The 24,994-nt window shown below is 40.5% G+C and carries 23 protein-coding genes; 7 read left to right on the top strand and 16 right to left on the bottom strand.

Features of this window, described 5'->3' with window-relative positions; all coding sequences use genetic code 11:
- The first annotated feature begins 137 nt into the window (after positions 1–137).
- The gene (locus tag VCASEI_RS03485) at positions 138–740 is read left to right on the top strand and encodes a YtjB family periplasmic protein (RefSeq protein WP_086961515.1); all 603 of its coding nucleotides are present in this window, start codon (positions 138–140) and stop codon (positions 738–740) included.
- Positions 741–863: 123 nt separating this feature from the next.
- On the opposite strand, the gene deoD is transcribed toward VCASEI_RS03485, so the two are convergent.
- The 8 genes from deoD to glyA form a co-directional block, all read right to left on the bottom strand.
- Positions 864–1,580: a purine-nucleoside phosphorylase gene (gene deoD / locus VCASEI_RS03480; RefSeq protein WP_086961517.1), complete on the bottom strand. Its 717-nt coding sequence runs from the start codon at positions 1,578–1,580 to the stop codon at positions 864–866.
- An 88-nt stretch (positions 1,581–1,668) separates the two neighbouring features.
- Entirely contained in the window at positions 1,669–2,889 is a 1,221-nt protein-coding gene (deoB, locus tag VCASEI_RS03475) for a phosphopentomutase (RefSeq protein WP_086961519.1), read from the bottom strand.
- 32 nt (positions 2,890–2,921) lie between these two features.
- Entirely contained in the window at positions 2,922–4,271 is a 1,350-nt protein-coding gene (deoA, locus tag VCASEI_RS03470) for a thymidine phosphorylase (RefSeq protein ID WP_086961521.1), read from the bottom strand.
- 81 nt (positions 4,272–4,352) lie between these two features.
- Positions 4,353–5,126: a deoxyribose-phosphate aldolase gene (gene deoC / locus VCASEI_RS03465; protein ID WP_086961522.1), complete on the bottom strand. Its 774-nt coding sequence runs from the start codon at positions 5,124–5,126 to the stop codon at positions 4,353–4,355.
- A 522-nt stretch (positions 5,127–5,648) separates the two neighbouring features.
- Complete coding sequence (locus tag VCASEI_RS03460) at positions 5,649–6,902, bottom strand: NupC/NupG family nucleoside CNT transporter (RefSeq protein ID WP_086961525.1); 1,254 nt, start codon at positions 6,900–6,902, stop codon at positions 5,649–5,651.
- A gap of 224 nt (positions 6,903–7,126) precedes the next feature.
- Positions 7,127–7,930, bottom strand: coding sequence for a TatD family hydrolase (locus VCASEI_RS03455; protein ID WP_086961527.1), 804 nt, complete (start codon positions 7,928–7,930; stop codon positions 7,127–7,129).
- Complete coding sequence (locus VCASEI_RS03450; RefSeq protein ID WP_441351682.1) at positions 7,930–8,106, bottom strand: DUF5363 family protein; 177 nt, start codon at positions 8,104–8,106, stop codon at positions 7,930–7,932. The genes VCASEI_RS03455 and VCASEI_RS03450 overlap by 1 nt, the downstream gene beginning before the upstream one ends.
- Before the next feature lie 186 nt (positions 8,107–8,292).
- Positions 8,293–9,543: a serine hydroxymethyltransferase gene (gene glyA / locus VCASEI_RS03445; RefSeq protein WP_086961531.1), complete on the bottom strand. Its 1,251-nt coding sequence runs from the start codon at positions 9,541–9,543 to the stop codon at positions 8,293–8,295.
- A gap of 398 nt (positions 9,544–9,941) precedes the next feature.
- On the opposite strand from glyA, the gene VCASEI_RS03440 reads away from it, so the two are divergent.
- A complete protein-coding gene (locus tag VCASEI_RS03440; RefSeq protein WP_086961711.1) occupies positions 9,942–10,544 on the top strand; it encodes a YitT family protein in 603 nt (200 codons plus the stop codon).
- A gap of 90 nt (positions 10,545–10,634) precedes the next feature.
- On the opposite strand, the gene VCASEI_RS03435 is transcribed toward VCASEI_RS03440, so the two are convergent.
- From VCASEI_RS03435 to gmhB, 7 genes are all read right to left on the bottom strand, one after another.
- Positions 10,635–11,027, bottom strand: coding sequence for an MliC family protein (locus VCASEI_RS03435; protein ID WP_086961533.1), 393 nt, complete (start codon positions 11,025–11,027; stop codon positions 10,635–10,637).
- 58 nt (positions 11,028–11,085) lie between these two features.
- Entirely contained in the window at positions 11,086–12,084 is a 999-nt protein-coding gene (locus VCASEI_RS03430) for an ABC transporter ATP-binding protein (protein WP_086961535.1), read from the bottom strand.
- A complete protein-coding gene (locus VCASEI_RS03425) occupies positions 12,084–13,121 on the bottom strand; it encodes an ABC transporter ATP-binding protein (protein ID WP_089110546.1) in 1,038 nt (345 codons plus the stop codon). The genes VCASEI_RS03430 and VCASEI_RS03425 overlap by 1 nt, the downstream gene beginning before the upstream one ends.
- A gap of 51 nt (positions 13,122–13,172) precedes the next feature.
- On the bottom strand, positions 13,173–15,041 hold the full coding sequence (locus VCASEI_RS03420) for an extracellular solute-binding protein (RefSeq protein WP_089110547.1): 1,869 nt from the start codon (positions 15,039–15,041) through the stop codon (positions 13,173–13,175).
- A 20-nt stretch (positions 15,042–15,061) separates the two neighbouring features.
- On the bottom strand, positions 15,062–16,111 hold the full coding sequence (locus VCASEI_RS03415) for an ABC transporter permease (protein ID WP_086961541.1): 1,050 nt from the start codon (positions 16,109–16,111) through the stop codon (positions 15,062–15,064).
- Positions 16,112–16,113: 2 nt separating this feature from the next.
- Entirely contained in the window at positions 16,114–17,142 is a 1,029-nt protein-coding gene (locus VCASEI_RS03410; protein ID WP_086961543.1) for an ABC transporter permease subunit, read from the bottom strand.
- A gap of 307 nt (positions 17,143–17,449) precedes the next feature.
- On the bottom strand, positions 17,450–18,007 hold the full coding sequence (gene gmhB, locus VCASEI_RS03405; RefSeq protein WP_086961544.1) for a D-glycero-beta-D-manno-heptose 1,7-bisphosphate 7-phosphatase: 558 nt from the start codon (positions 18,005–18,007) through the stop codon (positions 17,450–17,452).
- A gap of 274 nt (positions 18,008–18,281) precedes the next feature.
- On the opposite strand from gmhB, the gene metN reads away from it, so the two are divergent.
- The 4 genes from metN to VCASEI_RS03385 all read left to right on the top strand — a co-directional run bounded on the left by metN (position 18,282) and on the right by VCASEI_RS03385 (position 22,154).
- The gene (metN, locus tag VCASEI_RS03400; RefSeq protein ID WP_086961546.1) at positions 18,282–19,316 is read left to right on the top strand and encodes a methionine ABC transporter ATP-binding protein MetN; all 1,035 of its coding nucleotides are present in this window, start codon (positions 18,282–18,284) and stop codon (positions 19,314–19,316) included.
- On the top strand, positions 19,306–19,989 hold the full coding sequence (locus VCASEI_RS03395) for a methionine ABC transporter permease (protein WP_086961548.1): 684 nt from the start codon (positions 19,306–19,308) through the stop codon (positions 19,987–19,989). Before metN ends, VCASEI_RS03395 begins: the two co-directional genes overlap by 11 nt.
- Positions 19,990–20,047: 58 nt before the next feature.
- A complete protein-coding gene (gene metQ / locus VCASEI_RS03390; RefSeq protein WP_086961550.1) occupies positions 20,048–20,845 on the top strand; it encodes a methionine ABC transporter substrate-binding lipoprotein MetQ in 798 nt (265 codons plus the stop codon).
- A 181-nt stretch (positions 20,846–21,026) separates the two neighbouring features.
- Positions 21,027–22,154, top strand: a complete 1,128-nt coding sequence (locus tag VCASEI_RS03385; protein ID WP_089110548.1) for an acyl-CoA desaturase — start codon at positions 21,027–21,029, stop codon at positions 22,152–22,154.
- 79 nt (positions 22,155–22,233) lie between these two features.
- On the opposite strand, the gene VCASEI_RS03380 is transcribed toward VCASEI_RS03385, so the two are convergent.
- Entirely contained in the window at positions 22,234–23,823 is a 1,590-nt protein-coding gene (locus VCASEI_RS03380) for an AbgT family transporter (RefSeq protein WP_089110549.1), read from the bottom strand.
- A gap of 351 nt (positions 23,824–24,174) precedes the next feature.
- Here VCASEI_RS03380 and tsaA point away from each other — a divergent pair, with 351 nt between their 5' ends.
- Positions 24,175–24,924 (top strand): tRNA (N6-threonylcarbamoyladenosine(37)-N6)-methyltransferase TrmO, encoded by a 750-nt coding sequence (gene tsaA / locus VCASEI_RS03375; RefSeq protein WP_089110550.1) that lies wholly within the window; start codon positions 24,175–24,177, stop codon positions 24,922–24,924.
- Positions 24,925–24,994 lie beyond the last annotated feature (70 nt).

Raw genomic sequence — 24,994 nt, 5'->3', positions numbered from 1 at the left:
CATATTGGCTCAAAGCAAACACACCAATGCTAAGCAACTTACCCTATTGCAATTTACTAACGCAAGTCCCAAACTAGTAAATACATAAAAAACCGACTTTTGGTTGAATTATCGACCGTATTTTAAGGTAATAATAAATGCAAACTTCCTTATTTTCTTGGCGAGTTTTTTTACGTTTCTCCGCTATCCTATTACTTGGTGGTATGTTTGCTTACACCATTATTAATAGTTTTGTAATCAGCCGAGATAACGAAAACATTCAAAATCAACAATTAGAAACACTGACTAATTTATTAATTACCCAATCAGCATTATCTGCTAGTGACATGATTGTTAATGATGACCAAGATGCATTATTAAAGTTAGCAAATCAAATCTCTTCAGATAGACTCGTATTAGATGCCACCATTTATAACGCAGAGGGGATTCGATTAGTTTCAAGTGATGGAGCTCAAAGCGTTCGTGAAATTTTAGGTTTAGATACCCCATTAAAAACAGCATCAATAGGCCGAGAACAATTAGTGAAACCTGTATTCAGTGATGGCAGTATGATCGGCTTTATTCGTATTACGTTCGAAAAAGGTAAAGTGACTGCAATTTCAGATCATCGCTACCGTAACAGCGACCATCTTATGTATATGATGCTTATTTTAAGTTTTATTAGTGGCATTCTATTGTGCTTGTTATTGCTTTATAAGCCAAAAGATCAAGTTGAAAATATCCTATTGAAAGATTTATAAACTCTATTACCTCTCAAAAAAATAAAAGCCCTTTGCTTCTATCAAGCAAGGGGCTTTTTAATCTTTATCGCCAATTAAAATTTGACGTTTATGAATACTTAACGCGAAGTATTCCTTCGCCGATTACTTATCACCAAGCAATACTGAATCAAGTGCGATATGAATCATGTCATTAAACGTTGTTGCACGTTCATCTGAAGTCGTTTGCTCGCCAGATTTAATGTGATCGGATACCGTACAGATAGCAACAGATTTCGCACCATATTCAGCGGCTACACCGTAAATACCAGCCGCTTCCATTTCCACACCAAGAATGCCGTATTTGTCCATCACCGTGAACATATCAGGATCAGGAGTGTAAAACAGATCTGCTGAGAATAAGTTACCCACTTTAACATCAATGCTACGAGCTTTTGCTGCTTCTTCTGCATTGCGCACCATTTCATAATCAGCAATGGCTGCGAAATCATGATCTTTAAAACGCATACGGTTTACTTTTGAATCGGTACAAGCGCCCATTCCAATCACAACATCACGCAACTTGATGCTATCACTTACCGCGCCACAACTACCTACACGAATGATTTTCTTTACGCCAAAATCTTTGATCAGCTCAGTTACATAGATAGAACAAGATGCTATCCCCATACCATGACCCATAACTGAAATTTTACGGCCTTGATACGTTCCTGTATAACCAAACATGTTACGAACATTACAAACTTGAACCGCGTTGTCTAAGAAGTTTTCAGCGATGTATTGTGCACGTAGCGGATCACCCGGCATGATCACAACGTCTGCAAAATCACCCATTTCAGCATTAATATGTGGAGTTGCCATGTTTATTTCCTTTATAAGTTTTCATTCACTGCATACATTCATGCAGCAATTAAAATAAATTATTGTCTTTATATCGGTTTGTTTTCGTTTATAAAAACGACTTACCATATTCCATATCCGAAGTACCAAAGTACTCAGCTAAGCTTTGACCAATATCAGCAAATGTATCACGACGGCCTAATGAACCCGCGGGAATTTTCGGACCAGAAACCAATACTGGAATATGCTCACGTGTATGGTCACTACCAGGCCATGTTGGATCACAACCGTGGTCAGCCGTTAGAATTAATACGTCATCTTCTTTTAAAATCGCTTGAATCTCAGGTAATCGAGAATCAAAGTATTCTAATGCTGCAGCATACCCTGCCACATCACGACGATGGCCATACGACGAGTCAAAATCCACAAAGTTGGTGAAAACAATCGTATTATCACCCGCAGCTTTAACTTGCTCTAGCGTGGCATCAAATAAAGCTTCAAGCCCTGTAGCTTTGAACTTCTGTGTAATGCCACAGCCGGCATAGATATCAGAAATTTTCCCTATCGAGACCACTTCGCCATTTTTTTCATCGACCAATTTTTGCAATACGGTCGGTGCAGGCGGTTCAAGTGACAAATCATGACGGTTGCCCGTACGAGCAAACTCACCCGCTTTTGCACCAATAAATGGACGAGCAATCACTCGGCCAATATTGTAAGGTTCAAGTTCTTCACGAACGATTTCACACAACTCAAGTAAGTTATCTAAACCGTAGGTTTCTTCATGACACGCAATTTGGAATACTGAATCGGCCGAAGTATAGAAAATAGGTTTCCCACTCTTCATATGCTCTTCACCAAGCTCATCTAAAATCACCGTACCGGATGAATGGCAGTTACCTAAATATCCTTTCAAATTGGCACGTTTTACAATTTTTTCTAATAACTCTTGTGGGAAGCTGTTTTCTTGATCAGAGAAATATCCCCAATCAAACAAGACCGGCACACCGGCAATTTCCCAGTGACCAGATGGCGTATCCTTGCCAGAGGAAAGCTCAGCGGCATGGCCATATGCGCCAGTGATCTCAGCATCTTCATCTAAACCAATAGGGAAGGTCCCTGTCGATTCTTGTCCGGCTTTACCTAAACCTAATTTAGATAAATTAGGTAAATGCAATGGACCACTACGTTGATCATTATCGGCAAGCCCTTTATGACATTGCTCGGCAATATGACCTAAAGTATCCGCACCTACATCACCGAATTTAACGGCATCTTGCGTGGCACCAACACCAAAAGAATCAAGCACTAAAATAATTGCACGTTTCATGATTAAATCTCCTTCCAAACTAAACCGATCAATTACAGATCTTGAGCTCGGATTTGACGATAAATAGTCGGCGTAGGTTGATATCCCTCGTCCGATAGCGTAATCGCTTGTTGTAATTCATCTGCGGTTTGTTGCCATTGCTCTTCTGTTCGAGCATGGATCATCGCTAATGGTGTTTGTGAATCCGCGACTTCACCTAAGCGAATGAATTGATCAAAACCAACTGCATAATCAATTTTATCACTCGCAACTTTACGCCCCCCACCCATTGACACCACAGCCATTCCAATAGCACGAGTATCCATCGCGGTCACTGTACCTGTACTTGTCGCATAAACAGGCTTAATCACTTCCGCTTTAGGCAAGTAAGCATCGTAATTCTGGATGAAATCCTCTGGGCCACCTAAGCCTGAAACCATCTTACCAAAACAGTGCGCCGCGCTACCATCATCTAACACCGCTTGCAGTTTTTCGCGTGCTTGGTCGGTATTTTCCGCTAACTTTCCTAATACCAGCATTTCAGCACAAAGCGTCATAGTGACATCAAGTAAACGTGGATTCCGTATTTCGCCGCGTGAGTTTTTTTCACCGGTTAGAAACTGAACGGCTTCACGTACTTCAACGGCATTACCTGCCGATGAAGCTAACACTTGGTTCATATCAGTAAGAATAGCAGTGGTAGTCGTTCCTGCACCGTTAGCGACGGCAACAATCGATTGTGCCAATTCTTCAGAAGCTTCATAGGTTGGCATGAAAGCGCCAGAACCCACTTTGACATCCATCACCAATGAATCAAGACCGGCAGCTAATTTTTTCGATAGAATAGAGGCGGTAATTAACGAAATATTATCCACAGTTGCGGTAATATCTCGAGTCGCATACACACGTTTATCCGCAGGCGCTAAATTACCGGTTTGGCCAATGATTGCTACGCCAGCATCTTTCGTTACTTCACCAAATTTTTCATTCGAAGGCATGATGTTATAGCCAGGAATTGACTCTAGTTTATCAAGCGTTCCACCAGTATGCCCTAAACCACGACCAGAGATCATGGGAACAAAACCACCGCAAGCCGCGACCATCGCTCCTAGCATCAAAGAAGTCACATCCCCCACTCCCCCTGTTGAATGTTTATCAACAATAGGCCCAGAAAAGTTCATGTGAGACCAATCAATAACCATACCTGAATCGCGCATCGCGCATGTTAATGCAATCCGTTCTTCCATGGTCATTTCATTAAAGAAAATAGTCATCGCGAAAGCCGCAATTTGGCCCTCTGAAATGATGTCATTTGCAACACCTTGAATAAAGAAATTGATTTCTTCAGCGCTTAACACTTCATTGTCACGTTTTTTACGGATAATTTCTTGAGGAAGATACATAGCACTATCCTATTGAAATAGAAACGGGAAACCAAAGTGTTGTCCATAAAATACGGGCAACACTTTGAGAGTTACATCGGATTAGTAGCCGCCTTCCGCCGCTTTTTCGCCTTTACCAAGCGTATTCAGTAGATTAGCAAGTAGGCTAGATGCACCAAAACGATAGTGCATATTATCCGCCCAATCCGCACCTAAAATACGGTCGGCCATCGCTAGATATTCTTGAGCATCTTCAGCGGTACGAACGCCTCCAGCAGGCTTAAATCCAACTGTTTTAGCAACACCCATATCTTTAATTACATTGAGCATAATTTCAGCCGATTCTGGCGTTGCATTAACCGGTACTTTACCCGTTGACGTTTTAATGAAGTTTGCACCCGCTTCGATAGAAAGCTGTGACGCACGTTTTATTAAAGCTTCTTCTTTCAACTCGCCCGTTTCAATAATGACTTTCAGTAAAACATCACCACAAGCGGCTTTACATTGTTTCACTAATTCAAAACCGGTTTTTTCATCGCCCGCAATCAGCGTACGGTAAGGGAAAACCACATCGACTTCATCGGCGCCATAAGCAATCGCTGCTTTCGTTTCAGCAACCGCAATCTCAATGTCATCATTTCCGTGTGGAAAATTTGTTACCGTTGCAATACGAATGTCTGGTGTACCTTGTTCACGTAATGTTTTCTTCGCAATCGGAATAAAACGTGGATAAATACAAATGGCGGCCGTATTACCAGCCGGTGATTTTGCTGCTTTACAAAGAGCAATCACCTTCTCATCCGTATCGTCTTCATTCAACGTGGTGAGATCCATTAATTTTAGTGCACGTAACGCCGCTGCTTGTAAATCGCTCATTTCTATCTCCGATATCAAAAAATTATTATGACAACTCAGTGGACACTTGAGGTGTTGATTTATACAACTTCAACAAGTGTAGTGTGATTCTCATTCTTTATAAGAACCCTACCAAGCTGTCTGAAATGAACGGACTTGGTTCCTTGAAGACTTAGCACCTATAATGGGCTAATTGCAATCCTTGTCACCGCCAACCAAATCACCAGAAAAGCCGGATAACTGGCTGCTAACACATCATGTGTTGTGAACATATCTCACTAAACCACTTAGTTTCATTCTAAGCTTCATTCCATTTAGTAAGAATTCACTGATGATTATACTGATTAATCCCATTTGGTCAGTGATTATCCTGAACGCAAACGGTTTGTATCTCAAAAAGAACTCAAGGTAAATGTTCCTGCTAGGCTTTTTGAGCAACCTACTACTCTTTTCTGTCTCCCATATTAAAAACAAAAAGCCGTAGCAAATAATGCTACGGCTTTAAACTCTATCGTCATGGCGTCTATATAAAGAAACCTTAACTTACATTGCTTGTAACGTAAGGAAGAAACCAGCAATTGTCGCAGCCATTAAATTAGATAATGTACCCGCGGCAACAGCTTTCATACCCATGCGTGCAATGTCTTTACGGCGGTTAGGAGCAAGGCTACCCAAACCACCTAATAGAATCGCAATGGAAGAAAGGTTAGCAAAACCACATAGTGCGAATGAAATGATTGCTTTTGTCTTTTCAGACAACACAACCGCCGCACCATCTTGTAAGTAAGGGGTAAAGTTTAAGTAAGCCACGAATTCGTTAACCACCACTTTTTGACCAATGAATGAGCCAGCAAGCGTTGCTTCAGACCACGGTACACCGATTAAGAATGCTAATGGTGCAAATAACCAACCTAAAATTAATTCTAACGTTAGGTGAGGCATGTCAAACCAACCGCCAACGCCACCTAAAATACCGTTAATTAATGCGATAAGACCAACAAACGCTAACAACATTGCACCGACGTTTAGAGCAAGTTGCAAACCAGAAGATGCACCACTTGCTGCGGCATCAATCACGTTAGCAGGTTTATCCTCACCCGCTTGATCAATGTTTTCAAGCTGATCAATTGGCTCATCGGTTTCTGGCTTCATAATTTTCGCAAACAATAAACCACCAGGAGCGGCCATGAAAGATGCGGCAATTAAGTACTCAAGAGGAACGCCCATTGCGGCATAACCGGCCATTACACCACCAGCCACAGAAGCCAGACCACCACACATTACTGCGAACAATTCAGATTGCGTCATTTTAGGAACAAATGGACGAACGACCAAAGGTGCTTCGGTTTGACCAACAAAAATATTCGCCGTTGCAGACATAGATTCTGCACGAGAAGTTCCTAATGCTTTATGCAATGCACCACCAAGCACTTTAATGACCAGTTGCATAATACCTAGGTAATAAAGCACAGAAATAAGTGCAGAGAAGAAAATGATAGTTGGTAAAACTTTAAACGCAAAAATGAAACCAATTCCATCAACAGAGAAGTTAACAAGGTTACCAAATAGGAACCCAATCCCCTCATTACCGAAATCAATGACATATTGAACGCCATTTGTCATTGCATTTAGTACATCCTTTCCCCAAGGAACGTACAGTACAAATGCACCAAGCAGGAATTGGATAGCAAATGCGCCACCAACAGTTCTTAAATTAATAGCTTTGCGGTTGTCAGATAGTAAAACTGCAATAAGCAGTAAAACGATCATACCAACGATGCTCATAACCAGGCTCATGGTATATGGCTTCCTTATTTGTTGTGTTGAGTTATAAAAATTAAAATGTCGTTAACTAAAAGCGGTGGCGATTATACTCTGACAATTACTAACAAAGTAATACCAAGGTCACATTAGTTAATGAAAAAATCGTGAAAAACATAAATCAACGTGATCTATATCACCAATCGATTGCTTTTTATATATTGACAACAAAGCAAACGATTGCACAAAGCTCGTTAAATTTATAACTGGATCGCAAATAATTCACAACTGTTATGAAACAGGCATCGCTCAAGTTCAGATTTATCTTCTTTTCTAAGTAAACATAATGACTCAAAAACCCCTAAGACTTGGGAGGGGTGATTCGCTTGCCCTTGAAATCCCGACAGAGGCATATCAGGAGCATCCGTTTCAAGTAGTAAACTTGATATCGGTAACCTCGCAATAGTATCTCGTGTTTTTTTAGCTCTTGGATAAGTAATCACACCACCAACTCCAATATAGAATCCTAATTTCACATATTCCATTGCCAGCTGGTAACTTCCTGAAAAAGCGTGAATAACGCCACCTTTTTTAGGTCTAAAATGGCGTAGACGTTGCAAAACCTTATCGTGAGAACGACGGGCATGTAAAATAAGAGGTAATTCATATTCAATAGCAAGCTGGATCTGGGCATCAAACAACCTAAATTGCTTATCGATTAACTCTGGTATTAATCGATTATCATCAAGCATAAAGTCCAGACCACACTCTCCAACCGCTACGCATTTTTCGGTTCGGGAATCTAAACAAACTCTTAATTGTTCGAGGGCATTGTCATTATGTTGGCCAATAAAGTATGGATGCAAGCCAAGTGCGTAATACAACGGAGAATATTGCTCAGCAAGCTGTTGAGTATGATACCAATTACTTTCACCAATAGAAGGGATAATAATACTATGCACACCCGCTTTTTGTGCACTCGCAAGCTCTTTTTGTGTGTCATTAAAGGGAGAGAAATCAAAGTGACAATGCGTATCAACCAATGATAATGAAGAACCATTCATTAAGCTTGGAGGCTTTTTTTAGGATCTTTCTTTTCGTCTACTTGTTCATATTTCGCTTGACCATGTGCAGGGTCAACCTTATGAACGCAGCAACTACGTTTGTATTCCGGTGTTAACCCGAGCTCCTCGCACCAACGATCATAACGAGCTATCCAATGCTTAATCCAAGTAAACAACATAAGCGATCCTTTTTATTCTTGATGTCTATTTAGTATAACCAAAGCAATAAAAACTGCAGCTTCAAATACTAAGGGTATAAAAAACCCCAATGATGAGCAAACCATTGGGGCTTCATATTTCTACACTGCTATTTCAGTACCAGTATCCCAGTGAAAATTGTGCAGTGACGACTCTCAAACCAATTATGCGTAAACAGGCTTGCGCTTACAGATATCTAATACTTTAGCCTTAGTCGCTTCAATCACAGACTCATCACCCATGTTGTCTAGAATGTCACACATCCAGCCAGCAAGATTTTTCGCGTCGTCTTCCGTAAAACCACGACGAGTAATTGATGGCGAACCTACACGAATACCAGATGTTACGAATGGGCTACGTGGATCGTTCGGTACTGAGTTTTTATTTACCGTGATGTTGGCAGAACCTAATGCAGCATCCGCTTCTTTACCTGTAATGTCTTTGTCGATTAAATCGACAAGGAACAAATGATTTTCAGTCGAACCAGAAACAATGTTGTAGCCGCGAGCAATAAACTCAGCAACCATTGCTTTTGCATTTAATACAACTCGAGATTGGTAAGCTTTAAACTCTGGCTCTAATGCCTCTTTGAACGCCACCGCTTTTGCTGCGATAACATGCATTAGAGGACCACCTTGACCACCAGGGAAGACAGCAGAGTTCAGTTTCTTGTACAGATCTTCACCTGCATTTGAAAGAATCAAACCGCCACGAGGACCAGCAAGGGTTTTATGCGTTGTAGTCGTGACAACGTGGGCATGTGGAACTGGATTTGGATATTCGCCTGCGGCAATCAAACCTGCAACGTGCGCCATATCAACAAAGAAATAAGCACCCACTTTATCTGCGATTTCACGCATACGCGCCCAATCACATACTTGAGAATACGCAGAAAAACCACCAATGATCATTTTCGGCTTATGCTCGATAGCAAGAGCCTCCATTTCTTCATAGTTGATTTGACCCGCTTCATCAATACCGTAAGGAATGATGTTATAAAGCTTACCAGAAAAGTTGACAGGAGAACCGTGAGTCAAGTGACCACCGTGTGCAAGGCTCATACCTAAAACAGTATCACCCGCATTTAATAGCGCCATATAAACCGCGTTGTTTGCTTGAGAACCAGAGTGAGGTTGCACGTTCGCATACTCTGCACCAAATAATTCACAAGCACGCTCAATCGCTAATGTTTCGACTTTATCAACAAACTCACAACCACCGTAGTAACGCTTACCAGGGTAACCTTCCGCGTATTTGTTCGTAAGTTGAGAACCTTGTGCTTCCATTACACGTGGGCTTGTGTAGTTTTCTGAAGCGATAAGCTCAATATGCTCTTCTTGACGAAGTGTTTCTTCTTGAATAGCGGTAAATAACGCCGCATCATAATCCGCAATGTTCATGTCACGCTTAAGCATTTGTATCTCCTGACTCAGATAGGCTGAAAGTTCTCAAAAATTGATACATGAGCGAAAACTCATATTCATATAAAAAGATTAATTTCTACAAAAAGCAGCAACCCACCAAACGCAAACGTTTTCGTCACCGCAATAAGATGGCGCTATTCTACCTAATTTGATCCATATCAGAAAGTATCAATACGAAATTTCTACACGCAAAAAGCACATAGCCAAAGTGAAGAAACTTAATAGTGATGGAATATCACACAATATAAGTATAAAAAAGCGCTTTCGACTTTACATTTATGTAAAATTTAAAATACACGAACTTAACATCAATTTATGTGCGGAACTTTCAAAAAAGAACATTCATTATTACTCTCTCATCAGTTATGGATAACTTGACTGTATAAATGATGGAAAAACACTCAAAAAAAGAAGATGGCATTGCACTTATCGTTGGCAGTTTTATGGTTGCCCTAGGCGTATTTTTTTTATCGTCAGCACAATTACTCACAGGAGGTACAGCAGGCTTAGCATTATTACTCAGTCAATTGAGCCTATTGTCTTTTGGAACGCTTTACTTTTTTATTAATTTACCCTTCTATGCCTTGGCTTGGCAGCGTTTTGGCCGACAGTTTGCGATGAATAGTTTACTCTCGGGAGCGCTCGTTTCCCTTTTTGCCGATAACTTACATTATGTGATCCAATTCAACCTCATTAACGATCTTTTTTGCGCTGTCGCAGGTGGGTTATTAATCGGCATAGGGATGTTGATTTTATTTCGTCATCGTTCCAGCTTAGGGGGCTTTAATGTCATGTGTTTATTAATTCAAGATAGAACAGGAATATCAGTAGGAAAAACACAGCTTATTTTGGATTGCAGCATCGTATTAGCTTCGCTGCTTTTTGTTTCTGGCTGGATCATTGCATTATCAATACTAGGCGCAATTATTTTGAATATTACTCTGACGATGAATCACAAACCGGCTCGATATACGGTAAGATACCAACCATAATCACGATTGTTTTATCCCCAAAATACTTATTCAAAAGCAATAAAAAGGCAGAAACATGGTTATCTACCCTTTTACTCTGCAATCTCAGCTTTATTTTACGGTAAAGCAATCGGTAAAGGTTTCGTTATTAAAGGTAATACTGGCTTGGTTACCTTTTCCCCAAAACATGTTCCTTTTATCTAAAGATTCATATTTAGAGCCAGAAGCCGACCTCACCCTCACCAATGGATAAGAACCTTCATGGGCAACTAATAGCGCTTGGTCATTCTTTGAAAACTCAATCAAAAATGGTTGTTCAAGTTTACCTTGAAGTTCACTTTCTGATTGATTGATTCGACACTTATATGCCACACTTGTCACTTCAATGCCATTAACCAATGTTGTCGTTTTGACTTCAGATTTAGGGCTCTCTTCAACAGTGGTACACCCCATCAAAGCAAATATTGATAAGCTGCCTGCCAATACGATTTTTAACGATTTCATCCAAATTCCTCAATTGTAAATATAATAATCTAACGATACCCAAGTAACCTCAATGAATTCAAGTGTAAAGAAAACAAGCTATTGATTGTTCTGATTGTGTCTTTTTTATTAAATCTGGTGATTGTTGTGTGCATGTTGCCATGACGTGTGGGCAGCGAGAAGCAAAGCGGCAACCCGGTGGAACATTAATGGGTGAGGGAATATCCCCTTTCAGTAAAATTCTTTCCCCAACCCCTAACTCTTTTAACCGTAATTGAGCATCCCGATATTTAGGGTGTGTAATAGGAATCGCTGACAACAATGATTGTGTATAAGGGTGTTTAGGTTGCTGGTAAATCGTTTGTGCATCGCCATATTCAACAATTTTGCCTAAATACATTACCGCAATATTATCGGAAACATGCCTAACTACGGATAAATCATGGGCAATAAAAATCAACGTTAAATTCATTTCTCTTTGCAATACGAGTAATAAATTCAAGATTTGTGCTTGAACAGAAACGTCCAAAGCCGAAACTGATTCATCGCACACTACTAATTTAGGCTTAAGCGCAATCGCTCTTGCAATGCCAATTCTTTGTTTTTGTCCGCCAGAAAATTCATGAGGATAACGCTCAGCAGCATCTGGCGTTAAGCCAACTTTAATCAATAGTTCAGCCACCCACAGCTGCCTTTCTTCTTTTGTTCCCAAATTGTGAATGACAAACGGTTCTTTTAAGATCATTCCAACGGTATGGCGCGGATTGAGTGATTCGGTAGGGTCTTGAAATATCATTTGCATCTCTTGACGCAAAGAACGCATTTTCTGGCTATTAAGATCGCGAATGTTTTGCCCTTCAAAAAAAATATTGCCAGCGGTTGGTTCATATAAACGCAGCAAACTTCGACCTAAAGTGCTTTTACCACACCCCGATTCCCCAACAATACCAAGAGTCTCACCTTTATTAACACTTAATGAAATCCCATCAACCGCATGAACGGTGTACGATTTTTTAAATAGATCTTTACCGGAATAAAAATGCTGCTTTAAATTATCAATTCGTAATAATTCACTCATTATTTATTCTCTTTCATATTGCGTTGCTGACTTGTGCTGAGCTGTAGATTATCCCAGTAATGACAACTGATTAAATGATCGGTGTTTTTAGCAAATAAACGGGGAGATTGTTGGTGGCATTTTTTTTGCTGATAGAGGCAACGTGTTACAAACCGACAACCTATTGGCATGTCCGATAAGCTTGGCACCTTTCCTTCTATCGTCGGTAATAGTGACTTCGCAATCGAGTAAGAGCTTGGCATCGAAGCAAGTAACCCTTGAGTATAAGGATGGCTTGGGTGATCAAATAGCTCAAATACATCGGCTTGTTCCACAACTTTACCAGCATACATCACCACAACCTGATCACACATTTCAGCGACAACACCTAAGTCATGAGTAATGAAGACAATCGACATACCCTTTTCTTGTTGTAATGATTTCATTAAATCTAAAATTTGAGCTTGCACCGTCACATCTAATGCCGTCGTTGGCTCATCACAAATTAATACATCAGGCTCACACGCCAAAGCAATAGCAATCATCACCCGCTGACGCATTCCCCCTGAAAGTTGATGGGGAAAAGACAACATGCGCTCTTTTGCTGAAGGGATACCGACTTTTCCTAGCATTTCTAACGCTAATTGGTAACGTTGCTTCTTCTTTAGTTTGGGTTGATGAAGATGGTAAACTTCCATTAACTGTTTGCCAATGGTATGCACCGGATTAAGTGCGGTCATGGGGTCTTGGAAAATCATCGAAATATGATTACCACGCATGTGGTACATTTTTTCTGCTGGCAATTGAGTAAGATCATGTGTCTGAGTGGATTCATGGTATGCAATTACGCCAGAGACCACCTGTCCAAAAGGCTTTGGCAGCAAGCCCATTATCGACATTGCTGTCACGCTTTTCCCGCAACCAGACTCGCCAACCAATCCAACCGTTTTCCCTTTTGGCACATGAAAAGTCACACCATCAAGTACCCGGACGATACCGTCGTCGGTCAAAAAATCCGTGCACAGATCAGTTACCGTTAATACCGAATCCATTATCATTAATTTCCCATTACTCTTTTCGAATTCGACATGGGATAACTCTCCTTGTATCTACTTATATCGATCATCCACGATGGTCACCGCTTCAAAGGCTTTACCCGATTTCATGGCTGCTTTCGTTTCTTTTTTAACTTCTTCATCTATCCAAAAAGTGCTGAATGTCCCCATAAAGCCATTCGAACTAAATAACGATTCCGTTTGTTTGGTCGCCATCTCTTTTGGTAATTTCATCCAACGCCAATAACCTTCGCGGGCATAAGGCACCATATAACCAGGGATAATCACTTTGGCATCGTTGATTAACGTTTGGATCTGGCGGGATAATTGATATTTTTTATTTAAATCAAATTCTGAACGATAACGATCAATCAACTCGTCGAGTTGTGAAGAAGAATAGTTAGTAAAATTATTCGTTTGAGGCTTATTCGCATTATCTGATGAGAAATACTGCCAGTAAACTGGAATTTTAGAATTACTCATATCATGAAATGATAGCTGATGTTTTTTCTCTAAAACGAACTTAAACATACTCGAACCATCGATCAAATTCAGCGTAATATCCAAGCCAGCAAGCTTCGCTTGTTCTCGTAAATACGCCACTCTTGCGGTATGTGTTGGTGTGGAATAGGTAATGGCGAAACTTAAACGCTGGCCTTTGTTATTCTCACGGATACCGTCAGCACCAATGTGAGTAAATCCGGCTTTTTCAAAATAAGATGCGGCCAATTTTGGATCAAATTTCGGCGCGGTTATCTCTGTATTATCGTAATCACCATGCCCTGTCCCCATCGGATTTGGCTTGCGTACATAGTCATTACGTAAGATTTTTTCAATCATGCCATCATAATCTATCGCATACTCTAACCCCATACGTACGTTAATATCATCAAGCAATGGCATCGCGGTGTTAATCCATATGCCACCGGCCCCAACTGGCGCTTGATTAAACGCCCAAGCTTTATGGATATAACCTTTATCAAAAGCCTCGCCAACGGCTTTCTCATGCCAAAGTGTTGGGCGCAATAATGGGAAAGAATCGAGCTGACCTTTCTCAAAATATTTAAAGGCAATATCTTGATCTCGAATCACTTTAATATTGATTTTTTCAACATTAAACCGGTGTTGATAGTATTTATTCTCATATCCCCACCAATCTTTTACATGCTTAAAGGTAACCGCTTTACCTTTATCAATGTCATCAATGTAATAAGGCCCCGAAGTGGGTTCTGGTTTAAAGTTATAACGGCGTACAAAATCATCCGCAATGCCATCGCCATTCGCATCTTTTTTCGGGCTGGCATAGAAATGTGCAGGGATCGGACGAAGATTTACGTAATCCATCAATTCATCAGGGTTACGAGGTTTACCCGATACCACGGCAATCGTATATTTATCATAAACAATAATATCGCTAACTTCATTGATATAAAAATCATTGCTCCACGGGTCAACAATGTCTTTTGAGCGCATCATTTTTATCATAAAGGTAAAATCATCAGCGGTAATAGGCTTACCATCGCTCCAAGTCGCTTTGGGATCCAACTTGAAATAAACCGTTTTATGATCATCGCCAAATGCCCACGATGAAGCAATCGAAGGTAACCAATTATCAGTATTAGGATGCCTATCGACTAGCCCCAAAGCCGAACGTGTCCAAGCAGCAAAAGCCCCATTAGCATCAGGACCGACAAGACGAAAGGTTTGTGGGAAACTAGTAATAAAAGTGCGGTAGGTTCCGCCAAACTGAGCATCCGGAGAGGAAAAAATGGGATCACTTGAATTCGTCTGCCAAGTCAATCCTTCGGGTAATTGTGCCGCCTGAATAGCAACCGTTGAAAATAACACTCCCAAAGACAAACTCAAGGATAATAAAGGTGTCCATCGGCAGTATTTAGTGCTTGGTTTAATGCGTAATGTCATGCTTCATCCTTAAACAATTTTTAAACATATTTAGTATAACGCTTGGGATCAAAGGCCTCTCGAATGGCTTCTCCAATAAAAGTCACCATAATCAATACCGAAACAATGGCACTCACCACAGAAATAGCAATCCATGGGGCGTCTAAATTCGACTTCCCTTGCTGTAAGAGTTCTCCCCAACTTGGTGTTGGTGGCATTAAACCTAAACCGAGATAATCCAAAGCGGTTAAGGCGCTGATATTAGCCACAATCGTAAAGGGAGCTAAAGTGACAATCATGACCATAGTATTAGGCAAAATATGATGAAATAAAATTCGCCAGTTAGAGGCTCCTAACGCTTTCGCGGCTAAAGTATATTCCCTCGCTTTTTCTTTATAAGTCATGGTTCGCATGTACCACGTCATGCCCATCCAGCCAAATAACACATTAATAAAAGTAAAAAGCATAAAACTGGGTTGCATGATCGATACCAAAATCATGATCACATATAAAAACGGAACCATTGACCAAATTTCAATAAAACGCTGAAAAAACAGATCAAATTTACCGCCCCAGAACCCCATAATACAGCCGACTGTAACCCCAATGGCGTAAGAGATGATCATGGTTAGTAATGAAAAACCCATGGCAATCCGGAATCCATACAAAAGCCTAGCCAAAATATCACGCCCGATGGTATCGGTCCCTAAATAGTGCTTCGCTTCAGCATTTGGGGCCGCTGGGGGAAAATCGCCATCGAAATCTTGCTCATAAGGATTCCAAGGTACAAGCGGCATAATAATAACGTTCTCGCCATTTTGATCATTCAGGAATCGTTGTAATTGTCGATAATTGGTTTCTGATTGATACCCTAAACCAAAAGCGGTTCCAGGTATAACATCCGCGTAAGTTGGGAAATACCATTGCCCTTCATACTTCACCACTAAAGCACGGCTATTCACTAACACTTCAGCCAACAAGGCGAGAATAAATAATAAAGTTAAGACCAATAATGACCAATAACCTCGCTTAATGGCTTTAAAGCGCTTTATCTTTTTAAGAGTCAAAGGATTGGAGACAATAACATTCATAATTAAGCTCCAAACTTAATGCGAGGATCAACCAAGGCTACGCAAATATCAGACAAAATATTGCCAATCAGCAGCATTAAAGCATTAATAGCAAAAAGCCCCATCACAACAGGGTAATCTCTCTCCATGATCGATTCATACCCCAGTAAACCTATGCCATTAATATTAAAAATCACTTCAATCAAGAAGGAGCCCGTCATAAAGAACATTAATGAATTACCAAACGAACTGGCCACCGGAATCAAACTGTTTCTCAGAGCATGGCGACGTACCGCCAATTTAAAAGGTAGTCCTTTAGCAATAGCGGTTCGTACATAATCGGCGGCTAAATTTTCCATTAAGTTATTTTTCATAGTCATGGTGAGTAAAGCGAAATCACCAATCAGATAACAAAATAAAGGTAAAACTGCATGCCAAAGCACATCTTTGGCTTGTTCAAATCGGGTGAAATCATCAAAATCATCGCTAAGAAAGCCCCCCATAGGGAACCATTCAAGATGAAAACTGAATAGACTCAGCAGCAAAACGCCAATGACATATCCGGGTAAGGCGTAACCAACAAAAATAAAGATCGAACTAGAGGCATCAAGCACACTACCATGTCGTAATGCTTTGGCGTAGCCAAGAGGAATAGAAATCAAATAGCTGATCAGAAACGTCATTCCGCCATAGAATAAAGAGACAGGTAAACGCTCTGCAATCATGTCGGTGACCGGTTCGTAATAGCGAGTCGACTCCCCTAAATCGAGCTGTACAAGCTTGGTCAACCATTCCCAATAGGCTTGAGGAATAGGTTTATCTAAGCCATAGAATGCATTAAGTTCCGCCATTTGATCATCCGATAACACGCTATTACTCGAATGAGTTAACCCACTCGATACCGCGCTATCGCCCTGCTTCATTTGCAAACTAAGCAGCATTCGCTCAACCGGCCCACCAGGGACAAAGCGAGTAAGCGTAAAGATCAGCAACGTTATGCCAATAAAAGTAGGAATAACTAATAGTAGTCTTCTTAAAATATACGCTAGCATCCAGCCCAGCCTGTCTTCATTGATCCACGTTCCTTGTTGGTACTTTGCACTTTAAGCATTTATGCTTTAAAAACTTACTATTTAAAAAAAGTGTACTTTGAAAAGCTTTAGCCTTCGAAGGTTTGATTCTTATCTTGCTGTTTAACTTCACCTTCTTGAGTGTACGAGGGAAGCCATAAAATGGCTAGTAAGGATAAAAAGGTTGTGATTAATACTAAGAAATAAAAAACCAAGGTAAACAAAAAGGCCACAAAAATGGCCTTTAAGAAAGAAGTGGCACCAGCAAAAACAAAATTCGAATAATCGTTTATTTATGTTCTGCTAAATATTTCGGCACATCTTTAATGCTATTCAGTACAACGGTAGCCAATTTCTCGGCTTCTTCTGTAACTTCTTTACCGCTACGAACTAAAATTCGAGTTTCTACACCTGCGGAAATTGCCGCTTTCATATCATCAGCTTTATCACCGACCATCACTGAACTCACCATATCAATATCAAGCTCTTCTTGCGCAGATATGAACATACCAACTGCTGGTTTGCGACAATCACATACTTGAGTATACTTTTCGACCGAGCCTTCAGGATGATGAGGGCAATAATAAAAACCATCGAACTCAACACCTTGATCCACAAAGTTCCAATCCATCCATTCCGTTAAGGTTAAAAATTCTTTTTCAGAATAATAACCACGAGCGATGCCTGATTGATTTGTCACCAATACCAACTGATAGCCTAACGCTTTTATAGCTTTCGTCGCATCAAATACACCTTCTATATATTCAAAATCATCGACTTTACTCACATAGCCATGATCGACGTTAATCACGCCATCACGATCAATAAAAACAGCTGGTTTAGACAAAATACACTCTCTCTTCGGGTCGGGGATAAGAAAACTGGCTTAATAGGCTTGTATAACCAATTGACTGGGTATAGCTGCAATTATTACACGCTTTATAATCTTCTTCACTAGCTTATTCCTGTTTAGCCATCTAGACGTAAAAATATCTATTGACTTGAACCTATGAAAACCATAGCATCATCTATCAAATCGCACACTCAATGCGCTTTTACACTGAGTTAATCCCTCAATGTAAAAAGAATATATGGAACGTATTACCAATTCAGGTTGTTAAATGATTGAAATTAATCAAGTCAACAAGATGTTTTACCAAGGCAGTAAAGAAATCCCTGCCTTAGTCGACATTAATCTTCATATCCCTCAAGGGGAAATCTTTGGCGTTATCGGCTCATCCGGCGCTGGAAAAAGTACGCTTATCCGTTGCGTAAACATGTTAGAAGCACCAACTTCGGGTGAAGTTATCGTTGATGGTGTTGATTTAACAAAATTATCATCAAAGGAACTCGGTCAAGCTCGTCGTAATATCGGCATGATTTTCCAACATTTCAACTTGCTCTCTTCTCGCAGTGTATTTGACAATATCGCTCTGCCTTTAGAGTTAGCCAAAGTATCTTCTAGCAAAATTAATCAACGTGTAACAGAGCTTCTTGAGTTGGTTGGATTGTCTGACAAACGCGATACCTATCCTGCCAATTTAAGTGGTGGACAAAAACAACGTGTCGCCATTGCCCGCGCATTAGCCTCTGAGCCAAAAGTTCTGCTATGCGATGAAGCAACCAGTGCTCTAGATCCTGCAACAACAAAGTCTATTTTAGAGCTACTAAAAACCATCAACAAACAGCTTAATCTGACCATTTTGATTATCACTCATGAAATGGATGTGGTGAAAAGCATTTGTGACAAAGTTGCCATTATTGGTGGTGGCTTATTAGTGGAACAGGGTTTAGTCAGTGATATTTTTGCCCATCCTAAAACCGAGTTAGCGCAACAGTTTATTCGTTCAACGCTCGATCTATCGATTCCGGATGACTACAAGGCTCGCTTACAAGCGACTCAAATTGAAGGTTCAGTACCACTTGTTCGCTTAGAGTTCACCGGTGCTTCAATTGATATTCCAGCTGTCAGCCAATTATCACGTCAGTTCAATGTCGATGTGAGTATTTTAAATGCTGATATTGATTATGCAGGCGGCGTTCGCTTTGGTTTAATGGTTGCAGAATTTTTTGGTGATCAAGCCCAAGTCGAACAATCACTGGCCTTCTTAAAAGAACACAATATAAAAGTCGAGGTACTTGGCTATGTTTTATGATCACATCATGGATTGGTATTACGATCACCGCACTTTCCGCCTGATCTGGGGCGCAACCTGGGAAACCCTTTACATGGTTGGGGTTGCTGGCTTAATTGGCTTTTTAGTCGGCATTCCAATGGGCGTTATTTTGCACATCACCAAAAAAGGTGGGCTATTGCAAAACCGTTTGGTGAACTTGGTACTCGGCGCGATTGTAAATATTGGTCGCTCAGTACCGTTCTTAGTCCTTATGGTCGCCATTATTCCTTTTACCACATTATTAATTGGTAAATTTATTGGGACAACGGCAGCCATCGTGCCTTTAACCGTTGGTGCTATTCCTTTTATTGCTCGTTTAGTCGAAAGCGCTTTAGTCGAAGTTCCAAGCGGCCTAGTAGAAGCTGCTCAATCAATGGGCGCAAGTCCTCTACAAATTATTGGTAAAGTATTGCTACCAGAAGCCTTACCTTCTATTGTCAATACCATCACGATAACCTTAGTCACATTAGTCAGTTACTCAGCAATGGCGGGTACGGTTGGTGGTGGTGGATTAGGCGATGTCGCCATGCGTTATGGTTACCAACGCTATCAACCAGACATTATGCTTCTCACCGTTATCTTACTGGTGATTGTGGTTCAAATTATTCAAATGGTCGGGGATAAAATCGCAAGCCGAGTTGATCACCGCTAAGAAAGAATAACGTCATACATTATAAAAATTCAAAACTCATTTATATATGGAGAATACTATGAAATTGAAGAATTTATTCAGCGCTGCTGCCATCACAACCTCACTACTTTTAGCGGGCACAGCAAATGCTGCCAGCAACACTATCAACGTAGGTGTGATTGCTGGTGCAGAAGCACAAGTGGCAGAAGTGGCGGCAAAAGTAGCGAAAGATAAATACAACCTAGATGTAAAACTGACGATTTTTTCAGATTATGTAATCCCAAATGCCGCGCTTGATGATGGATCCATTGATGCAAACGCATTCCAACATTTGCCATACCTTGACCAACAAATTAAAGACCGTGGCTATAAAATAAAGCCGGTCGGTAATACCTTTGTTTACCCAATTGCCGCTTACTCTAAAAAAATCAAATCTCTTGATGAGTTGAAAAAAGGCGACAGCATCGCGATTCCAAACGATCCAACCAATGAAGGTCGTGCATTACTGCTTCTTCAAGAAAAAGGGTTAATCAAGTTAAGCAAAGAGTCTGGCTTACAAGCTACACCACTTGATGTTATCGATAACCCTAAAAAGCTAGATTTTGTTGAACTAGAAGCACCACAACTTCCAAACTCACTGCAAGATGTTGCCCTAGCAATCATCAATACCACTTACGCAAGCAGCATCAATTTGTCTCCAGAAAAAGATGGCATCTTTGTTGAAGATAAAGAGTCACCGTATGTGAATCTTATTGTTGCTCGTGAAGATAATGCCAATAATGAAAACGTGCAAAACTTCGTAAAAGCTTACCAAACGGAAGAAGTTTATGAAGCAGCAAAAAAACTGTTTAAAGGTGGCGTTGTAAAAGGTTGGTAATCTGATCTTTTAAACGTATTAATATTAGGGTGGCCTCAGCTACCCTTTATTTTTTACAAGTAAAGATTTGAAACAAATAATTCATACCATATAGGTCCGATAATTCATACCACTCACTGGACTTACAGTTGTAAGCCCTATATTCTAGCGCACACTTGTAGCCTGAAATTGAATTATCTTTATGAAAATACAACGTCCCCCTATCATTTGGTTGAATGTCTTTATTTTTGCCAGCAGTATGTTACTCGCCGCGATCATTGCGCCTATTTATTTCATCTCGAATGGGATCACGGCTGCTCATTGGCTATGGCTGATAATCACCTTTAGCTTTTGCAACTTATGTATTACGGCTGGTTACCACCGTTTATGGTCGCACCGTACTTATCAGGCTCATTGGTCTTTACGTTTTATTTTTGCATTAGGAGGAGCCTTTGCTTTACAAAATAGTGCTCTGCATTGGTCATCCGATCATCGAATTCATCATCGTCACGTTGATAATAACGATAAAGATCCCTATTCCGCGAAACGAGGTTTTTGGTTTTCACACATAGGTTGGATGTTGCGTCATTACCAAACACCTGAACAATATTCTGATTACTCAAATTGCCGTGATCTGCAAAAAGAGAACATCGTCATGTGGCAACACAAATACTATGTTCCACTCGCTTTATTAATGAATTTAGGTGTGCCTATTTTATTAGGTATAATCTATAACGACATTGTCGGTATGTTACTGATGATTGGAGCCGTGCGTTTAGTACTAAACCACCACACCACCTTCTTCATTAATTCACTCGCGCACATATGGGGTCGTCAGCCTTACACCAATAAAAATACAGCTCGTGATAATGGCGTTTTAGCAGTACTGACTTTTGGGGAGGGTTACCATAACTTCCACCATATTTTTGAAAATGATTACCGAAATGGCATTTATTGGTGGCAATACGATCCCACTAAATGGCTTATCCGCACTTGTTCTTGGTTAAAACTGGCTGAAAAGCTACGCATGACGCCTGCCGAGAAAATTGAAAAAGCGAGGGCGCTGCAACTGCTTAATGAAACCAAACAAAAAATTCTACATTTGCCTGATCACCATGTATTAGCCGAACGCATGCACAAAGAATACGATGCCTTGATTCAACAAATGACCGAATATTATGAATTGAAGAAGCAGTTAATGAACGATAAAAAACAAAAGTTGATGGAACAATATGAACATGCAGTATTGAAAGTTCGTTACCAACAAATGCGACAACACTTCAAGCAACAACAACTGCAATGGCAAATGCTGATGAAGCAATACGCTTAAAACATTGAATTAAGTATTTCGATAAAAAACGCCCAAACCATTCATGCTTGGGCGTTTTATTTTCAAAAAAGATATAAAACTATGGCGTATAATATGTTGCGGCACCAGGGCCTACAGGCAGACCAAAAACGAATACCCAAATGTAGAACAATAAGCTCCACCCAACTAAGAAACACAAAGTGTAAGGGAGCATGGTAGCAATTAAAGTACCAATCCCTAAATTCTTCACATACCGAGAAGCCACCGCCAAGATCAATCCAAAATAACTCATCATTGGCGTTATCAAGTTTGTGACAGAATCACCAATCCGGTATGCAGCTTGAATGGTTTCTGGAGCATAGCCCACCAGCATTAACATCGGAATAAAAATTGGTGCAGTAACCGCCCATTGCGCGGAAGCTGAACCAATCATCAAATTAATAAACCCACACATTAAAATGAAGGCAAAAAACAATACTGGGCCAGTTAGACCAATGGTTTGTAAAAAGTCAGCACCACCAACCGCAAACACCTGACCAAAGTTAGTCCACTTAAAGAAAGCCACAAATTGCGCAGCAAAAAACACCAAAACAATGTACATACCCATTGAAGACATCGATTTTGACATCGCATTAATCACATCTCGATCATTCTTCATCGTGCCAACTACTTTACCGTATACAAAACCAGGAATAGCAAAAAACACAAAAATGAAAGCAACAATGCTTTTTAAGAATGGTGAGCCAGCCACTTCTCCTGTTACAGGGTTACGCAGTACGCCATTTTCAGGAACAATCGTCCAAGCTAACAATGCACAGACAACTAATGTAGCCACACCAGCAATTTTTAAACCTTTCTTCTCAATCGCAGTTAAAGCGCCCATTTTATCTTGAGACAAATCTTCTGCGGCTTGCTCTATTTTGTATTCACCAAGTTTCGGTTCAACAATTTTTTCAGTCACGAATGCCCCGACGATAGAAATAAAGAATGTCGATACAAACATGAAGTACCAGTTCACTTCAGGGCCAACCGTATAGGTCGGGTCAATCATCTGAGCAGCAGATTCTGTGATACCAGATAAAAGAGGGTCTACCGTGCCAATTAAAAGGTTGGCAGAGTAACCACCGGATACCCCAGCAAATGCAGCCGCGAGGCCTGCTAACGGGTGACGACCTAAGGAGTGGAACAGCATTGCAGCTAATGGAATAAGAACCACATAGCCCAACTCCGAAGCAGTATTTGAAATGATGCCGGCGAAAATAACGGTAAAGGTCACCATACGTTTAGAAGCGCCCATTACCATGCCACGCATTGCAGCAGAAAGCATGCCTGAATGTTCAGCTATCGCAACACCAAGCATCGCAACCAGTACCGTTCCTAATGGCGCAAAGCCCGTGAAATTCTTCACTAAATTAGTGACAATTAATTGTAAACCGTCAGCATTTAACAAGCTGACCACATGGATAATGCCATCCGCCGAACGGCCACTGGCCCCTTCAGGGCGAGGGTCAATAACCGACACACCAAAATAACCCGCAATACCAGAAGAAATTAAGATAGCCACACAAAAAATGGCAAACAAAGTGATGGGATGGGGTAAAAGATTTCCTAGATATTCAACTGAATCTAAAAAGCGAGTGAATAGTGTTTTTTTCGAGTTAAGTGATTTACCCGAGCTTTGAGCTGTCATCAGGCCCTCCTAGTCAATGACATCAGTGAAAGATTTCACTGCTACAACAAAATGGGCGACAGATTACGTTACAATAAGACACGAACAAAAGATGAAAATGTTAGTTTTTATTACAAAGAAAGAATAAAAAAATAGACAACTCGCGAGAATGTCAGAATTATCATTTCTATATCAGTAACCTATCACTACATTAACCTGAAATCCAACTGACAATAAGCAAATATAAAAATAGGCATATTCTGGTTTTGATAAAGATTTTTTAACGGCAATAATTAAAAAATAACTGTAATTGAATTCATTTAATAATCAATTATGTTAATTTTGCTCATCACATTTTTAGAGTAAGCCACTATGTCTTCTTCTATTGCTCCGTCTTTTTCTATTACTCCAATTGGCCGTATTCATACGCCGTATAAAGAAAAATTCGCCGTTCCAAGACAGCCTCGATTAGCACCGAGTGCCAATGCACGCATTGAATTACTTGGCGATGCAAATACCCCAGATGCCGTCCGTGGCTTGGAGCAGTTTAGCCATATCTGGTTATTATTTTTGTTTGACCAAAACCTTGCTGCTGGCTGGAAACCCACCGTTCGTCCCCCCCGATTAGGTGGAAATGAAAGGATTGGAGTCTTCGCTTCACGTTCAACATTTCGCCCAAATGGTATTGGTATGTCCGCGGTTGAATTAAAAGGAATCACTCAGGAAGGAAACCAAACTTGGGTAGAACTTGGCAGTGTGGATTTAGTTGATGGCACGCCTATTGTGGATATCAAACCGTATATCCCCTATTCCGATGCGATTTTAAATGCCAATGGTGGATTTGCTGATAATGAGCCTGACGTTCTGCCGGTTATTTTTTCATCCGAAGCTCAAATAGCATTACAATCTCACCCACAGCGTCATCATATTCAAAGCGTGATTGAACAAGTTTTAGGACAAGATCCTCGCCCTGCCTATAAAAAAAATAAGGATGACAACAAAGAGTACGCGAGTCACTTATTCGATTTAAACGTCAAATTCAAAGTGGAAATGGGCTCAACTTCAGTAATTAATGCCGTAAATCAATATTTCATTCATGTAACCGCAATTGAACGCTTTTGAGATACGGTCTGGACTGCTATTATTACCAGCTAAATTGTCACACACCTTCCATAGTGACAACCTATTTTAT

The organism is Vibrio casei (assembly GCF_002218025.2).
GTDB lineage: Bacteria > Pseudomonadota > Gammaproteobacteria > Enterobacterales > Vibrionaceae > Vibrio > Vibrio casei.
This window is presented reverse-complemented; position numbering and strand designations above follow the sequence as displayed.

Coding starts and splice junctions, on each gene's coding strand:
- metQ (WP_086961550.1), top strand. CDS start 20,048: ATGAAATTGAAGAATTTATTCAGCGCTGCTGCCATCACAACCTCACTA.
- VCASEI_RS03395 (WP_086961548.1), top strand. CDS start 19,306: ATGTTTTATGATCACATCATGGATTGGTATTACGATCACCGCACTTTC.
- tsaA (WP_089110550.1), top strand. CDS start 24,175: ATGTCTTCTTCTATTGCTCCGTCTTTTTCTATTACTCCAATTGGCCGT.
- VCASEI_RS03410 (WP_086961543.1), bottom strand. CDS start 17,142: ATGCTAGCGTATATTTTAAGAAGACTACTATTAGTTATTCCTACTTTT.
- VCASEI_RS03425 (WP_089110546.1), bottom strand. CDS start 13,121: ATGATAATGGATTCGGTATTAACGGTAACTGATCTGTGCACGGATTTT.
- VCASEI_RS03415 (WP_086961541.1), bottom strand. CDS start 16,111: ATGAATGTTATTGTCTCCAATCCTTTGACTCTTAAAAAGATAAAGCGC.
- VCASEI_RS03485 (WP_086961515.1), top strand. CDS start 138: ATGCAAACTTCCTTATTTTCTTGGCGAGTTTTTTTACGTTTCTCCGCT.
- VCASEI_RS03435 (WP_086961533.1), bottom strand. CDS start 11,027: ATGAAATCGTTAAAAATCGTATTGGCAGGCAGCTTATCAATATTTGCT.
- deoC (WP_086961522.1), bottom strand. CDS start 5,126: ATGAGCGATTTACAAGCAGCGGCGTTACGTGCACTAAAATTAATGGAT.
- VCASEI_RS03455 (WP_086961527.1), bottom strand. CDS start 7,930: ATGAATGGTTCTTCATTATCATTGGTTGATACGCATTGTCACTTTGAT.
- VCASEI_RS03440 (WP_086961711.1), top strand. CDS start 9,942: ATGGAAAAACACTCAAAAAAAGAAGATGGCATTGCACTTATCGTTGGC.
- deoA (WP_086961521.1), bottom strand. CDS start 4,271: ATGTATCTTCCTCAAGAAATTATCCGTAAAAAACGTGACAATGAAGTG.
- VCASEI_RS03380 (WP_089110549.1), bottom strand. CDS start 23,823: ATGACAGCTCAAAGCTCGGGTAAATCACTTAACTCGAAAAAAACACTA.
- deoD (WP_086961517.1), bottom strand. CDS start 1,580: ATGGCAACTCCACATATTAATGCTGAAATGGGTGATTTTGCAGACGTT.
- VCASEI_RS03385 (WP_089110548.1), top strand. CDS start 21,027: ATGAAAATACAACGTCCCCCTATCATTTGGTTGAATGTCTTTATTTTT.
- deoB (WP_086961519.1), bottom strand. CDS start 2,889: ATGAAACGTGCAATTATTTTAGTGCTTGATTCTTTTGGTGTTGGTGCC.
- glyA (WP_086961531.1), bottom strand. CDS start 9,543: ATGCTTAAGCGTGACATGAACATTGCGGATTATGATGCGGCGTTATTT.
- VCASEI_RS03430 (WP_086961535.1), bottom strand. CDS start 12,084: ATGAGTGAATTATTACGAATTGATAATTTAAAGCAGCATTTTTATTCC.
- metN (WP_086961546.1), top strand. CDS start 18,282: ATGATTGAAATTAATCAAGTCAACAAGATGTTTTACCAAGGCAGTAAA.
- VCASEI_RS03420 (WP_089110547.1), bottom strand. CDS start 15,041: ATGACATTACGCATTAAACCAAGCACTAAATACTGCCGATGGACACCT.
- VCASEI_RS03460 (WP_086961525.1), bottom strand. CDS start 6,902: ATGAGCCTGGTTATGAGCATCGTTGGTATGATCGTTTTACTGCTTATT.